This is a genomic window from Trichocoleus sp. FACHB-591 (assembly GCF_014695845.1).
Classification (GTDB): Bacteria; Cyanobacteriota; Cyanobacteriia; order FACHB-46; family FACHB-46; genus Trichocoleus.
Genome location: NZ_JACJPA010000008.1, coordinates 1 through 15,258, shown reverse-complemented (window position 1 = coordinate 15,258; position 15,258 = coordinate 1). Strand labels below are relative to the sequence as shown.

Annotated in this window: 7 protein-coding genes; 3 read left to right on the top strand and 4 right to left on the bottom strand. The window is 48.3% G+C overall.

Annotation, left to right across the window (positions count from 1 at the left end):
- Positions 1 to 187 precede the first annotated feature (187 nt).
- The 4 genes from H6F90_RS00205 to H6F90_RS00190 all read right to left on the bottom strand — a co-directional run bounded on the left by H6F90_RS00205 (position 188) and on the right by H6F90_RS00190 (position 11,063).
- Positions 188 to 4,990, bottom strand: coding sequence for a DUF4347 domain-containing protein (locus H6F90_RS00205; RefSeq protein WP_190549158.1), 4,803 nt, complete (start codon positions 4,988 to 4,990; stop codon positions 188 to 190).
- A gap of 1,164 nt (positions 4,991 to 6,154) precedes the next feature.
- Positions 6,155 to 7,510 (bottom strand): hypothetical protein, encoded by a 1,356-nt coding sequence (locus H6F90_RS00200; protein ID WP_190549156.1) that lies wholly within the window; start codon positions 7,508 to 7,510, stop codon positions 6,155 to 6,157.
- A gap of 114 nt (positions 7,511 to 7,624) precedes the next feature.
- Positions 7,625 to 10,675, bottom strand: a complete 3,051-nt coding sequence (locus tag H6F90_RS00195; protein WP_190549154.1) for a caspase family protein — start codon at positions 10,673 to 10,675, stop codon at positions 7,625 to 7,627.
- 1 nt (position 10,676) lies between these two features.
- Entirely contained in the window at positions 10,677 to 11,063 is a 387-nt protein-coding gene (locus H6F90_RS00190) for a hypothetical protein (protein ID WP_190549153.1), read from the bottom strand.
- A gap of 374 nt (positions 11,064 to 11,437) precedes the next feature.
- Here H6F90_RS00190 and H6F90_RS00185 point away from each other — a divergent pair, with 374 nt between their 5' ends.
- The 3 genes from H6F90_RS00185 (at position 11,438) to H6F90_RS00175 (ending at position 15,050) form a co-directional block, all read left to right on the top strand.
- Positions 11,438 to 13,309: an SUMF1/EgtB/PvdO family nonheme iron enzyme gene (locus tag H6F90_RS00185; protein WP_190549152.1), complete on the top strand. Its 1,872-nt coding sequence runs from the start codon at positions 11,438 to 11,440 to the stop codon at positions 13,307 to 13,309.
- Between the two features lie 92 nt (positions 13,310 to 13,401).
- Positions 13,402 to 14,640 carry a caspase family protein gene (locus H6F90_RS00180; protein WP_190549141.1) on the top strand — a complete coding sequence of 413 codons (1,239 nt, stop codon included), beginning with the start codon at positions 13,402 to 13,404 and terminating at the stop codon, positions 14,638 to 14,640.
- An 83-nt stretch (positions 14,641 to 14,723) separates the two neighbouring features.
- Positions 14,724 to 15,050, top strand: coding sequence for a hypothetical protein (locus H6F90_RS00175; RefSeq protein WP_190549139.1), 327 nt, complete (start codon positions 14,724 to 14,726; stop codon positions 15,048 to 15,050).
- Positions 15,051 to 15,258 lie beyond the last annotated feature (208 nt).

Below are 15,258 nucleotides of genomic sequence, written 5' to 3'. Positions count from 1 at the left end.
TTGCCTACGAAAGTGGTAGAACTATCTATCAAATCAAGCACGGGATGCTCTCTGAGTATCTCAAGGAGCAACTCAAGCATCCGTCCGTTCAAATGACTTTTGCGTAAGTTCTGTTACATCTCCATGATTTGCCTGGAGGTTAGGGGTTTTCTCGATTTAATGCCTCAGCTCGCTTTTCATCCAGCCTCTAAACCACTGGCTCAGCAGTAAAGATAAAACTACTGCTATTGAGACTGCTAGCTTGCACTTCTAAGAACGTTACTAATTCCTTGCCTAAAACACTTACTGAAGTATTTGCACCTTGTTGAGTGAGAACCAGATTGCTAAGCCCACTCACTCTTGGCAGCCCAGTAATCAAAATCGCATCCATTCCCACCTCGAAATCTGTCACTGTGCTTACAGCCCGTGGTAAGACTTGGTCAGCTACCCAAAAGCGATCGCTTCCTTGTCCACCAGTCATCAGGCAAGCACCAGCACCACCATACAAAATATCGTCGCCATTTCCTCCATTAAGTTCATGGGGAACTGCTGCAAGAGTGCTACGACCCTCTTGCTCACCAAATTGAATGAAGTGACTGAAACCACTGCCAAAGATACCTGTGGAGACTGCAGCTGCTACATCTAAATTTTGCGAAAGGTAATCACTTTCGTTGTATAGCTCACTGGGCGCACGGCCTTCTTGGTGGCCGAACTGGATAAAGTGATCAAAACCATTCTTGAAGATCCCGGCACTTACTGCAGTCGCCACATCGGAATTCTCGGAGAGGTAGAATCGTTCATTAAAGAGTAAATTGTCCTCTCGGCCTTCTTGGTGGCCGAACTGGATAAAGTGATCAAAGCCACTCTTGAAGACCCCGGCACTTACTGCAGCCGCCACATCGAGATTCTCGGAGAGGTAAAGGCGGTTGCTGAAGGAAGGACTGGGGTCGCGCCCTTCAAATTGCCCGAATTGCATGAAGTGCTGGAAGCCACTACGAAACCCGCCAGCGGCAACCGCATCTGCGACATCAGGATTGATAGAGAGATAAAACTTCTCATTGTATATAGTGCTAGGGTTGCGGCCCTCAAATTGCCCAAATTGCATGAAGTGCTGGAAGCCACTACGAAACCCGCCAGCGGCAACCGCATCTGCGACATCAGAGTTATGAAAAAGGTAATAACCTTCATCAAAAATTGCTGAGACATTAGGTGAAAGACTCCCATCGAAAGATGGCAGACTAGTACCAGCATTGCCCAGGAATTGAGCTCGTTGAACGGCATTAAATACGAGTGGTAGATTGTCTCCTCCAATCAGTGTGTCATCACCATCCATCCCGGAGAGAACACTGGCAACTATGTTAGCTTGAAGCACATTATTTAAGTGATTGCCAGTCCCAACTGTCGCCTCACCTTGCAAAGTTAAGTTCTCGAAGTTGTCGCCTAATATCCAGTTAGTTCTACTGAAGACACTATCATTACCCTCGTTGGGGTTTTCCGCTAAAGTGTCGAGGTCAGAAATATAGTAGACATCGTCACCTGTACCACCAACCATGAAATCATTGCCGGAGCCACCCTCTAGGCGATCGCTGCCTGCTTCACCATAGAGATCGTCGTTGCCGTCAAAGCCATAGATAGAGTCATGAGCAGCACCACCCAAAAGGAGGTCTGCTTGCTGAGTACCATTGAGGATGCCCCCGCTTACTGAGGCATTGATAACGTTTTTGCCCAGGTTAAAAGTCCACAGTTCCGGACCGTTGACTCCGTTATCGGCAGAAATATAGAGCTTGCCGTTCGCAAAGCCTAAAATAAGCGGGTCTGAACTGCCGATACCAGGGTTCAGGTCACGAAGTAGTTCTGGTGCATTTGTTTGGGGATTAATCTTCCACAGTTCACTCCCATTGCTGCTATTAGTGGCAACAAAATAGAGCGTATCGTTAACATTCATCAGAGAAGTTGGAGAGGAACTACCACTACCTGCTTCGATATCCGTGACTCGCACCGGATTGCCTGCGGTGGGGTCAATCTTCCACAGTTCACTCCCATTGCTGCTATTAGTGGCAACAAAATAAAGCGTACCGTTAACATTCATCAGAGAAGTTGGAGAGGCAAGGCCAGGGCCTGCTTCAATATCTGTGACCTGCACCGGATTGCCTACGGTGGGGTCAACCTTCCACAGTTCACTCCCACTGTCGCTGTTGTAGGCGCTGAAATACAATGTACCATTGACGTCTGTGAAGGAGCCTGGATAGGCGCTACCACTACCTACTTCAATATCCGTGACCCGCACCGGACTGCCTGTCGTGGGGTCAATCTTCCATAATTCAGTGCCATTGATGCTGTCAGTGGCACTGAAGTACAACGTGCCATTGATGTTCGTGAGAAATCCTGGATAGGCACTGCTATGACCTGCTTCGATTTCGAGACATATAGGCTTGCCTGTGGTGGGGTCAATCTTCCACAATTCAGTCCCAGTAGCGTTATTGGTCGCGCTGAAGTACAACGTACCGTTGATGTTTATGGGAGAGCCTACACCAGAATAGCCACTGCCTACTTCAATATCCGTGACCCGCATCGGATTGCCTGTGGTGGGGTCAATTTTCCATAATTCAGTTCCATCGCTGCTATTGGTGGCAACAAAATAGAGCGTACCGTCAACGTTTGTCAGAGAGTTCAGCTCGGGACTGCCAGGGTCTGCTTCAATATCCGTAACCCGCACCGGACTGTCTGTGGTGGGGTCAATCTTCCACAGTTCTCTGCCATTGCTGCTGTTGCTCGCAACGAAGTATAACGTACCGTCAACATTCGTCAGAGAGGTCGGAAAGGCACCACCAAGGCCTACTTCAATATCCGTAACCCGCACCGGACTGCCTGTCGTGGGGTCAATCTTCCACAGTTCTCTGCCATTGCTGCTGTTGCTGGCAGCGAAGTATAACGTACCATCAACGTTCGTCAGAGAGGTCGGAGTGGCACTACCACTGCCTACTTCAATATCCGTAACCCGCACCGGACTGCCTGTCGTGGGGTCAATCTTCCACAATTCAGTTCCATCGTTACCAGTAGTAGCAGAAAAATAGAGCGTGCCATTGACGCTCGTGAGGGCATGAGGCTGGGAGCCCTCGTCCTGTATGTTGATATCTGTTGTTGATAAGCTACCCGTCGACGGGTTAAGCTTCCACAGTTCTCTGCCATTGCTGCTGTTGCTGGCAGCGAAGTATAACGTACCGTCAACATTCGTCAGAGAGGTCGGAGTGGCACTACCACTGCCTACTTCAATATCAGTAACCCGCACCGGACTGCCTGTCGTGGGGTCAATCTTCCACAATTCAGTCCCACTATCACTGTTACTGGCAGCGAAGTATAACGTACCATCAACGTTCGTCAGAGAGGTCGGAGTGGCACTACCACTGCCTACTTCAATATCAGTAACCCGCACCGGACTGCCTGTCGTGGGGTCAATCTTCCACAATTCAGTCCCACTATCGCTTTTGTAGTCATTGAAGTACAACGTACCATTGACGTTCGTGAAAGAGTTTGAAGACGAAGCACTTGAGGGCTCAGTATCAATATCCGTGACCTGCACCGGATTGCCTGTCGTGGGGTCAATTTTCCACAGCCCTGTACCCTCGCTGTTGAAGGCACTGAAGTACAGCGTACCGTTGACGTTCGTAAGGAATTTTGGATAAGCCAGAGCATGACCTACTGGTTCAGCCATGACCTGCACCGGATTGCCTGTGGTGGGGTCAATTTTCCACAGTCCTCTGAAACTGCTGGTGGCGCTGCTGACGGCACTGAAGTACAACGTACCGTTGACGTTCGTAAGGAATTCTGGATAGGCATCGCCAGGGCCTGCTTCAATATCAGTAACCCGCACCGGATTGCCTGTCGTGGGGTCAATCTTCCATAATTCACTGCCATTGCTGCTGTTACGAGCGCTGAAGTATAACGTGCCATTGACGTCTGTGAAGGATCTCGGGTCGGAACTTCCAGGGCCTGCTTCAATATCAGTAACCCGCACTGGACTGCCTGTGGTGGGGTCAATCTTCCACAATTCAGTTCCATCGTTGCCAGTAGTAGCGGAAAAATAGAGGGTGCCATTCACATTCGTGAGAAAGAATGGATAAGAACTGCCACTACCTACTTCGATTTCAAGGCGCACCGGATTGCCTGTCGTGGGGTCAATCTTCCACAGTTCACTGCCATTTTCGCTGGTGGTGGCAGTGAAGTAGAGGGTGCCATTCACATTCGTGAGAAAGAATGGATAAGAACTGCCACTACCTACTTCGATTTCAAGGCGCACCGGATTGCCTGTCGTGGGGTCAATCTTCCACAGTTCTTTGCCATTTTCGCTGGTGGTGGCAGTGAAGTAGAGGGTGCCATTCACATCGGTCAAATTCTCGGGGTTAGAGTCATGTGTGCCTAAGTTGAGGTTGTACTGGATGGGTTCGCTGCTTAAGGTTGCAGCATACTGTTTGAGTGTTGAGGCTGTGAATGCTAAAGCAACCCTGCTAGGCGCAGTCCTTGTTTCTAAAGCCCAGCTGCCACCTTGGGCTTGACATCCTGTTTTAACGGCTGAGGCTGCCACATTTGCGCCTGTCAAGCTATGTAGCAGATTGATAAAGGTCTCACCACGATCACCCTTCGCTACCTCGCAGCCATAAATCAGCAGCTCTGTCGTGTTCGTTAGGGCTTTTGCCCAAGCTTGTAGTTGCCCAGAATATCGGTTGATGGTTTCTAGACTCAGTTCGCTCGTACCCAGTTGAACTCGTCCCGGTGAGCTATGAGACACTACATGCACAGCCGTCAAATCTTGGCACTGAGCTAAAATGTCACTGATTTGCTCAACCCCATCTGCCATCCCATCTAATACAATGACCTCAACTCCCAAGCGCACCCCTGTAACTAAATCTGGGTAGGCCATTACGGCTGGATCAATCAAGACCATTTCGCGGCCAGCAACTTGCGAGCTAAGGTTTTGAGCAGCGAAGGCGGGGCTTTGCAAAGTAGCGTTCATAAGTTGGTCTTGAACTGGTGAATAAAGTGGATGGCAGCAAAATGGAAGCGGCAACTACAATCACCACACCTTCTCTGCTCTACAGGAGACACGCAACTGTTAGCTCAATCCCCACAAGTGTCAGCAATTGCTTGGCAAAGGAGAAGCTATAACAACACTCAGAGCGTTCGGTAGATGAAAGCCTGATGTCAGTAATCTAACAGGCTCATACTCTGATCTCAGCCTGTTTAGAGAAACTAACAATATTTACATAAATAATGCTGACTCTGCAAATATAGGTTAAAGATACATCAACTGGACTTGCACATCTATTCACAGTCGTAGTTTTTTTGTAATTAGTTCGCGATTTTTCTAAAAGCTGCCATTAGGTGAAACATGATTCAAAAATTAGGAGTTTAGTCATCAGCGTGGTTCTTTTGGAATGGTAAGCCTATGGGCTTCTTCAGTTGTATGGTGCTAGTTATTCGTAAGTTGGTTGTTCTTTACAAAGGTTTGTTCCTTATCGTTGATAATAAGAACTGATCAATTAGCGTGCACAAATTGTTTGTAAACCGGATATGAGGGCTACCCTCCCAAGTAAAGGTTTCATCACTGTACCCCGTTCAAATTACAGTCGGGATTGCTACAGGTGTCAGGCTCTTTTCAGAGACGGTCTCTTGCAAGGTCGGATGTAAACAAACTCATCAATCGTGCAAAGAATTGAAACGTTGATTTGGAAACAAGTTTATTTACAGTTGTAGAGCCCTACAAGCCACATTCTGATTCACGCACAGCAGATGTAAAACAAACGACCCCATCTCTCTGGCTTCTCACCCATCGAAAACTACTGGTCGAAGTTAAAGAGCTTGCTGCGTTCAGCAGGAGCTAGAAGTTATTCAGCGTTGGAAAAAGCCATTCAAGAAGCGCTTACTTGCTTGAATCTTCCTAGAGGACATTTGTAAACGGTTTACTCATTGTTGTCACTGCACCTCAGGAGACTAGGAAACGCTCTAATCCTATGATTCTAACAAGCTAAAGATTGTCGTGCTTATTCTTTGTTTCTTCTAATTAAGTTGACAATACCTTTGTTTGGAATACTTCCAGAGAGACATAAAGTAGAGTATTTGCAGCTTTCATGGCACTGAATTGTAGCGATTTTGATTCTATCCCTTCAGCAAGGTGTGCCTAACGTCGACAAAACGGTAAGAAAGGTAGCCAGTCGCAAATCCGCTTTGATATAGTCATAGGGGTGTTAAAGATTGTTTCTAAATTACCTGAAATTGGTAGGCTAAACTGCCTTAGATCTTCAGCTTGCAAATCGCCCCAATAATTGAGCTGATTATTTGATATCAGAACGTTAGTTTGTTGAGCACAGTTGATCAATAAATCACCAATCGTTTGATTATCCAATGCAGCCAATTGCAACGCATCTGGATCAGTGCTGGGCTTTAACAGAAGCTCTACGGTTTCCTCTAAGGCATTTTTAACATCATCTAGTGTGATGAATGTCAGGACAGGAATAGACTTAAACTGCCGTTCCAAGCGATTGCCCACAGTTTTCATAATGAATTGCTGGCGTAAGTCGTCCAAAGTGTTGGTGTAGTCAGATTTAGTCTGTTTAAGCTGGGAAATTGTAGATTGATTATGAGCTTCTAGATATTCCAGTACCTTCAAATGAATAAAGGGTCGAATGACAGTAGGGGGATGTTCTTGATCGGCTAATCCCACATTGGCTTCTGATGTTGCTGTGATCCAAATAGCGCTAATTAAAAAGGCATCACTCGCAAGAGCAGTACCAATCATGTCTGCTAGAATCTCTTCTAGCCAATAGTTAATCATTTCTGCAAGAATTTGTTGTTGTTTGGACAAGCCCTTCTGTTTTTCTTTGAGTTTGTTGCTTAGCTCCTCAAGAAGTTTGGGTATTTGCAGAAAAATAGCGTGTCCAATTTCATGGGGGATGGCCGCCTGACTTTTCTGAGCGTTGGGGTTATCATCAATCGCATTCAATGGAACAGATAGCACCAGTGGTTGTCGGTTGTAGATGGTGAGCATACTCATGTCACCTAAATGGACAATCGGGGCGCAGGGAACAATTTGTGCTTGTAGGTCTGATGGCAGGGCTTGACGCAACCGATAGTAGTACTGAATCGAAAGCTGATCGAGCTGTTGTACGTGAGTATAATAGGGACTGCCTGGGAGCCGCTGGGCTGCTACCTGACGCAGAAGCGTCCAGTAAGCGGTTAAAACACCAATTACAACAGCACGAAAATCTTGTGCATCTAGGTTGTCTCCTAGTGATTGGTTAATCTGATTGCTCTGCTTGGATGACTGATCCCCTGTTTCAGAGGGTTGAGATGGAATGAGTGCTAAATAGGCATGGCGGCTAAATTTAGCAAACTCTTGCAAATGATGAGTAATGACTCCATCTGTATCTCCCATCGCATCTTGCCAACGCTGAATATCTTGATAAAGACTATCCCAGGCAGTGTCTAGACGATTTGCATACAATTCATCTAAGGTTTCGGGGTTACGCAGTGTCATGAAAATCTTCCCAGGTTCATTGATAGATTAAAGTTTTGTCGAGCTGACTATGGTTAAGCTAGGTTAGGACATAAAGTTTTTTGTGGGGTGGCTAAGTCACTGCATAAAAATGCCTTAACGACTATGCTTGATGTTATGAAACTTATCCGGGTTTTCTGTGAAATAGTCCAATAGCAACGGATGCATAAAGATATAGGCTCCTCCTACCCGGTGCAGTAAATAGCGGTCAGCCGCATCATTCAAAAAGCGGCTGTAATTCCAGGGCAGTACTCCCTGTCGATAGAGCAGTATCCGCAGGATAAGATGTTGCAAGCAAACGATACCTCCTTTTGCCAAGCCAGTAGCCAGAGCAAGGGGTAGGGCAAATGTTAGTCCAAAACTAAGTCCAATCCCCAAGCTCGATTGTTTGACCAGTCCCCAAACCGTACCTGTTAACAGAATTGGGACAAAGACTATAATCGCAATCCATAGCGCATTGCGGAGCGATTGCCAAATTCCTTGGTTGGGTAATTGGGTCGGGGGAATCGTCATCGAACGGGTTAATCCCGTCAGCGGTAGAACTGCGGGGACAATCAGCAGAGTGGCTGTAAAAGCATCGCTCAGACTGCGATCACCATAGCCAAAGGCAGCGATGGTTAAGCTGATTATCAAGGTGACGCCCAGCCCCAACCCTACACCATAGCGGGCTTTGTCCCACGACCAGCTCAGTCGATCAGCCAACAAAATTTTATTTGTTTGTCCCAACAAGCTACCTGCTAGGGCGGCAGGCAACGCGATTGTTAGGCTAACAATGATGCTGGCAATAAGTACGTTCTTACCTACCAGTGCTGGTATTTGTGAGGTTGTCACTGCTGTCAGTCCTACGATGATTGCGATCGCCAACCAACGAGGGAACCACTGTGCGATTATGCCCGCTAGTTCAAAGGGTAGAAAAAACAAGGTGCCTACAATCAGACTAGACCCTAATCCTTGTACTAGGGTAATGTTGCCCGCTAGGAGAAATACCAGCAGACCTACTGGGAGACTTGCCACCAAAAACAGCAACCCACTGACGGTGCGTACTCCCAAGTCATACAGCAGGCGATCGCTACGTCGAGATAAGAGAGATGGATGCAAGCGCTCAATCCACCATTCCACTTGCCGCTGCTGTACTAAAACTTGAGCAATCCAGGTGAGCCAGGTCAACAGTTGTCGGGGAGTATAGGGACCATTGCGGGTAGGACGAGCCAACATTTGCGCTAGATAGTGGTCGAACAGTTGGATATAGGGTCTATCCGTTGAATGGTTGGAAGTGTGAGCAAAGGAAACAAGGGACTGCTCACAGGACAGCGCCATCACATTCAACATTAGAGGTGAGCGTGCTAACAGTTGTAGCTCTAGGTCTTGCTGCATTCCTGCTGCCATCAGAGAAGGTCCTAGCCCTGCACTCAACCAGAATTGCTGAATTTGCTGCTCAGACAAGGGCTGTAACTCCACGGCACCCCGTAGGTGTAAATGTTGGTCGAGAGCATTGTAGTCATTAACTCGGCAGCAAATGGCGATCGCAACCCAGTGTTGCTCTAAAAAAGTATTGAGTGCGGCTACACAATCTGCTTGGTGAGACAGTTCTACTTGGTCTAACCCGTCCAACAGCAGCATCAGCTCATCGTTGGCAATCCAAGGTTGGGCAATTTTGACTGGAATTTGATACTTGTTTTTCAGTTCATCCAACAGCCAGGCCTCAATGGGCAACCGCCGCTCTGTCCACGATGCCAGATTAAATACAATGGGAATTGGTTCCGCCCCGTTTGCTGCTGCCTTTTGCAGGGCAACTCGTGCCAAACTCAGCAGAGTGGTGGTTTTACCTGCGCCCGGCGTCCCCAAAACCAACAGAGATCTATTCAGGTCTTCAAATACCTTGTCAATTTGGGTGCTTGGTAGAAGTTGTAGGTCTTCAATCAACGGTTGGTGTACCACCATGTCCCGTAGGGGTACATCTACCGTATCTGGACGCAAATGTAGTTCTAGCCCTAACATCACTTCATGGTAGAGCGACTTTCTTAGCACACCTTCAATCCAAAAGTCATTCACCAGCTTAATCAGGTCACTGCGGTTACGCTCAGCCCGACTACTTATGGGATTAACAGGCACGGCTTGAGGATGAGCTGCGGATACCGCTTGAGCAGAGTCATGATGCAAAGATATGGATTTAGGTGGATCTCCATAAAAAGGTTTTGCCAAACTAATTTGAGTAATGCTGTCAAGCGTATTAGAAGCGTGGGCAAGCCGTCCGATCCCTTTGAGCGCTTCTGAGTCATCCGAAGAAACTGCTAGCACACGAGTCCATAACTGCTGGGCTTCAGCTAACTCTTGCCCAGATTCCGCTCGGTATGCATCCATCTTTAAAGTATTGATGTCCGCAAAGTCCGCTTTGTGAGGCAACAGAATCAGGTGATACTTCGTGGGCGGTTCGATCACTCCATAGGGAGTTTGTTGAACTTGTTTATACTGCTGGGTAATTTGAGGAACAGTTTGTCGCAGGCGTTGGTAGAGACGCTCAACAGTAGCGCAGTTCCCCTCTCCTTCCAGTTGCAGTCCCTCCAACAAGGCGTAGGTGAAGGCTCCCTGTTGCAATTCATCAATTTCGTAGGAAGATTCCCAAGGACTACAGGCAAACAGGGTGATCACCCCTTGCTGTTTCTCCTGCCCAAATCCAGTGCTGTCCCGTCTCCCACTATCACTTCGGCACGCATCAATCAACATCACCACGTTATCGGCTCCACTTCGACGCAGGCGACCAGTGATGTAACTCAATGGAATCCAAGTACTTTTCTCCGCCTCGTCTCCAGGATCGGCATCGATTGGCATCAGGTAGTCGTGGTCCTCATGACGCTTGCCATGTCCGGCAAAGAAAAACCACAAGTTATCCCCTGATTTCAGAAAGGGTTCCTCGAACCGGATGCGGAAGAAGCGGCGCAAGGTAGCGTAAGTGGGGTATGAGTCGATGGCCGGACCGTAGTCTTGGGGAATTGGAGGAGAGTTATCTGTGAAGTGATAAATTGTCTGAACGTTAAGTTCCTGCTGCAAAAAGGACTGTATTGCCTCCGCATCTCGCTCGGCGTAGTTAAGCCGTTGCAGGTTGCGATAACCATCAATGCCGATCGTAATCGCCCAGTTTCGTCCCATCTCAGATTACTGGGGTGGCTCGCTTGAACTTCAGCTTGATGGCACCTTTATCGCTGAGCGAGCCACCATTACCCATAATGCTGACCTGTCCTTGAGCATTCAGCTCGACTGATAGCTCAACTTCATCGAGTTGTAAGCCAGTCTGTTGACTTGCTTGGTCAAACACCTCGTTCATGACCTGCAATAAGCCATTCATCTGAGTCTTGAGTGCGGCAGCATCGAGAGGAACCCGCTGTCGCACGATCGTCTTCACTTTTTCAGTGATCGGGGGTGGACCATAGCCGCCGCCTGTATCCTGGCTGCCGTCTCGTACTCCGGATCGAACTTCTACTGTCTCAATTGTCTCGACTTCGGTTAGTAAGTAGATTTGAGCTGCATTATCTGCCATCTCGGCTCACTCCAGTTTTTTCTATATCTTCGTCGAATTCAAGTCGTTTGGCATCCTCAACACCCAGGGATGGGCAACCATTCAGCATAATCGCAACCCAAAACAACGATTGCGATAAGGCTCCTTTCAGAAACAGTCTCTTGCAAGATCGGCTGTAAACAAACTCATCAATCGTATGAAGAATTGAAACGTTAATTTGGAAACGAGTTTATTTACAGTTGTGAAGCACTACAAGTTGCATTCTGATTTACAAACAGCAGTTGTTAAACAAACATCTAGTTGAGCCAACAGAATAATCGGATTTTGAAAAGAATAGTGGGGATAATCAACTCTAGAAGTTGAAGTTCTGCAATACAACTCTCCAACAATTTCTCATGGGTAAGAACTGGGCGATCGCCGTCGGCATTAACCAATATCGTTACCTGCAACCGCTGCACTATGCAGTGCGGGATGCGGCTGCAATGTGCGATTACTTCAGCCATGAGGTGAGATTTGAGCAGGTCTACTACTTTTCAGACAATTCTCCACCAATTCAGCAGGACTACGGCCCACCCTTAGATTCAGTTCCAACGTTTACAACCTTAAGGCGATTCTTACGCTCCCGATTTGAGCAGCCTTTCCTGCAAACCGGGGATAATTTGTGGTTCTTCTTTGCAGGGCATGGCATTCGGCACGAGGATCGCGATTACCTGATGCCGATCGACGGTGACCCAGGGGAAGTAGAAGGGACGGCCATTCCCCTTAGTTACGTCACCGAGCGTCTGCGACGGAGTGGAGCCGATAACGTTGTCCTGCTGGTTGATGCCTGCAGGAACGAGGGACGACGGGCAGGCGTTGGAGTCGGCGAAGAAGTGCAACAGGGTGTGATTACCCTGTTCTCCTGTAGTCCACGTGAGTCATCCTATGAGATTGAACAGCTTCAGCAAGGAGCCTTTACCCATACCTTGCTACAAGGGTTGCGATTACAGGGGGAAGGCAACTGTGCCACCGTGGAACGGTTGGATCAGTATTTAAGGGAACATGTACCTGAACTGAGCCGACGGTATAACAAGCCGCGCCAAACACCTTATGCCACAGTAGAACCTGCAGCCAAGTACCATCTAATTCTGCTACCCCGACAGGCAACCCTGCGGGATGCGGAGACCCTGAAAATGGCAGCCTATAAAGCAGAGACGGAGCGATCGTTTGAACTGGCAGAGCAACTCTGGGTCCGAGTCTTGGCAGTCTCTCCAGCTGATTCAGATGCGATTGCAGGCATTCGTCGATTAGCACGGACACCAGCAGAATCGAGTCCAGCACGTCCAGACCTTGTTTCTTCCTCTGAAACCAGAACGGTAGGGGAGCGATCTACTTCTACCCCTCAATTGGGACACCGTTCATTGGGTTTGAGTAGACGACGGTTGCTCCAACTAGGGGGACTGGGCGTGGCAAGCACTGGAGTTGCAGTTCTGGCTAAATGGATTTCTCAAGATCCTCCTCCCTCTCCCATAAATTCGCTCAAGCCTCCAGCTTCTCCTAACCCACTTAAGTCGTTTGAGTTTACTGTCGCCACTATGAACGCAAAAAATGAAATTCAGCGACAAACGAAACAGGGACGTGTCTTGGAGAAGGATTTGGGCGATGAAGTCAAGCTGGAGATGGTGCCCATTAAGGGCGGAAGTTTTACAATGCAGTCAGACAATGGAGAACCACCACGCCCGGTTACAATTAAACCCTTTCTTATAGGCAAGCATGAAGTAACACAGGCCCAGTGGAAAGCGGTAACGGGCAGTTCTTTTCCATCCTCCTTCAAGGGCAGCAATTACCCAGTTGATAGTGTCTCTTGGGATGATGCAAGGAAGTTTTGTGACCAACTGTCGAACAAAACTGGGCTGAAGTTTCGTCTGCCAACTGAGGCAGAGTGGGAATATGCTTGTCGCGCCGGAACCAAAACGCCTTATCATTTTGGGGAAACAATAACGCCTGAGTTAGCAAACTTCAACAGACGGCATGGTGAAACAACAACCCCCGTTGGTCACTTTGGTGTAGCGAATGCCTTTGGGCTTTACGACATGCATGGCAATATCTGGGAATGGTGTTCAGACCCTGTGTGGATTGATGGGCTAGAAAAGCGAGTGCTGCGTGGGGGATCGTGGACTAGCCCCCTTAATTTGTGTCGCTCATCCCACGAGGGCTATGCTACTCCGACCATCAGAGAGAGTTATCATGGGTTCCGGCTTGTGTGCGATACTTTACTGAAAATCTGATCTCGCCTTATAGGGCGATCGTGATACACCCATTGCATCCAGATTAACTACCTGATTACGCTGAAACAGAGTAAAAGCATTGAGCAACTTGAATGGGACGGAACTGGGCGATCGCGATTGGCATTAATCAGTACGATAACTTGCAACCGCTGAGCTATGCCAAGCGAGATGCAGAAGCTGTGCGCGATTTTTGCTTACAGGACGTGGGGTTTGAAAAGGTTTACTACTTCTCCGATGATTCTCCACTACTCGAAACCGATAGCGGTCCGCACTTACGCTCTCAACCAACCTTTGGCACCCTCTCCCGCTTTTTGCGAGTTCGCTTTGAGCAGCCGTTTCTCTATCCTGGCGATAACTTTTGGTTCTTCTTTGCAGGACATGGTAAACGACACCGCGATCGCGATTACCTGATGCCCCTCGATGCTGATCCTGGCAATATTGAAGGAACTGCGATTCCGCTTCACTACGTCACCGAGCGATTGCGTCGCTGTGGGGCTGATAACGTGATTCTGCTGCTCGATGCCTGCCGCAATGAAGGCGATCGCGATGGACAAGGGATCGGAATTGAAACCCAGCAGGGTGTGGTTACCCTATTTGCCTGTAGCCCTAATGAGCGATCGTACGAGATTGACGAACTTCAGCAGGGAGTTTTCACCCATGCGTTGCTGCAAGGCTTACGTATTCAGGGAGAAGGAAACTGTGCCACTGTGGAGCGTCTCTATCAGCATCTGCGCTATCAAGTGCCAGAGCTGAACCGTCGATATCAGAAGCCAAGGCAGACCCCTTACGGTTTTATTGAACCGCTCGTCAAGAATCATCTGATCCTGCTGCCTCGTAAAGCGAACCTAGCGGACGTTAGTACTTTGAAGATGGATGCTTACCGAGCAGAGTCCCAGCAGGAGTTCGCCGAAGCCAAGCGATTATGGATTCGTGTGCTGGCAGTCTCTTCTGCTGACTTAGAAGCAGTTGAGGGGATTGAACGGCTTGCCCGTGTTCCTGTGACTCCAACTATCTCATCTCAAGCAACGGTTTCCCCTCCAAATCCGAATGCTTGGCAGATGGACGAAACGTTGAATCATTCACTTGAATCTAGTGCTTTGGAATGCCCTAGTGATCTAATTGAGTTAATTGAGGAATTTCTCAGGAAATACAGTCGCTGGTACTTTAATGCTACGAGAATATACAAGTGGGGGGCAACACAAGAAGGATTTGCAAAGCTTGCTGATTATTCAATTAGTGAAATCCAACACGCTTTAGCTCAATTAGACGGTAAGGGACGAATCAAGTCTAAACAGGGTGAAAAAGGAAGCAGAGTTTACAAAATTGTTTAGCACTAACCTTAAAGAATATAAGACAGGATATAGGGAGTCATCGATTGAAGTTCAAACGCACTTCCCCTTGACACGGAGATGGGATGGAACTGGGCTATTACAATCGGTATCAAGGCTATCACAACCCGCAACACCTCAACTACGCTAAGCGGGATGCGGAAGCAATGCAGTCCTTCCTGGGACAGGAGCTCAGCATTCAGACCGTTTGCCGTTTTACTGACGACTCCCCTGCCATTGCCCAAGACTACGGCCCAGACTTAAGCTCCTACGCCACCCTCCAGCGCTTCTTCCGTATCCGGTTTGAAGAACTCTTTCTGATGCCTGGTGATAACCTGTGGTTCTTCTTTGCCGGCCATGCCAAACACCATGAGGATCGAGACTATCTGATGCCGATCCCGGAGACGAAGTAGTTAAAGGGCTGTATCAGATCTATCCTATTTCTTCAACGCTGCCTGTACCCTACCTGCTGTCGCTTAGCTCTACCTTGACTCAGATCTTGCACCTCGTAATCTGAACCTCCCACCCCTGCTGCTGTAACAGCATGCGCTTTTGCTCAACTTCCTGAAGCAACAGGGCAACAACCACCTCGCCTAGGCAGGCTCCGAGCACGGTTGTCGC

Bases quoted from the DNA above. Each gene is read 5' to 3' on its own strand.
- H6F90_RS00205 (WP_190549158.1), bottom strand. From the start codon at position 4,990: ATGAACGCTACTTTGCAAAGCCCCGCCTTCGCTGCTCAAAACCTTAGC.
- H6F90_RS00200 (WP_190549156.1), bottom strand. From the start codon at position 7,510: ATGACACTGCGTAACCCCGAAACCTTAGATGAATTGTATGCAAATCGT.
- H6F90_RS00195 (WP_190549154.1), bottom strand. From the start codon at position 10,675: ATGGGACGAAACTGGGCGATTACGATCGGCATTGATGGTTATCGCAAC.
- H6F90_RS00190 (WP_190549153.1), bottom strand. From the start codon at position 11,063: ATGGCAGATAATGCAGCTCAAATCTACTTACTAACCGAAGTCGAGACA.
- H6F90_RS00185 (WP_190549152.1), top strand. From the start codon at position 11,438: ATGGGTAAGAACTGGGCGATCGCCGTCGGCATTAACCAATATCGTTAC.
- H6F90_RS00180 (WP_190549141.1), top strand. From the start codon at position 13,402: ATGGGACGGAACTGGGCGATCGCGATTGGCATTAATCAGTACGATAAC.
- H6F90_RS00175 (WP_190549139.1), top strand. From the start codon at position 14,724: ATGGAACTGGGCTATTACAATCGGTATCAAGGCTATCACAACCCGCAA.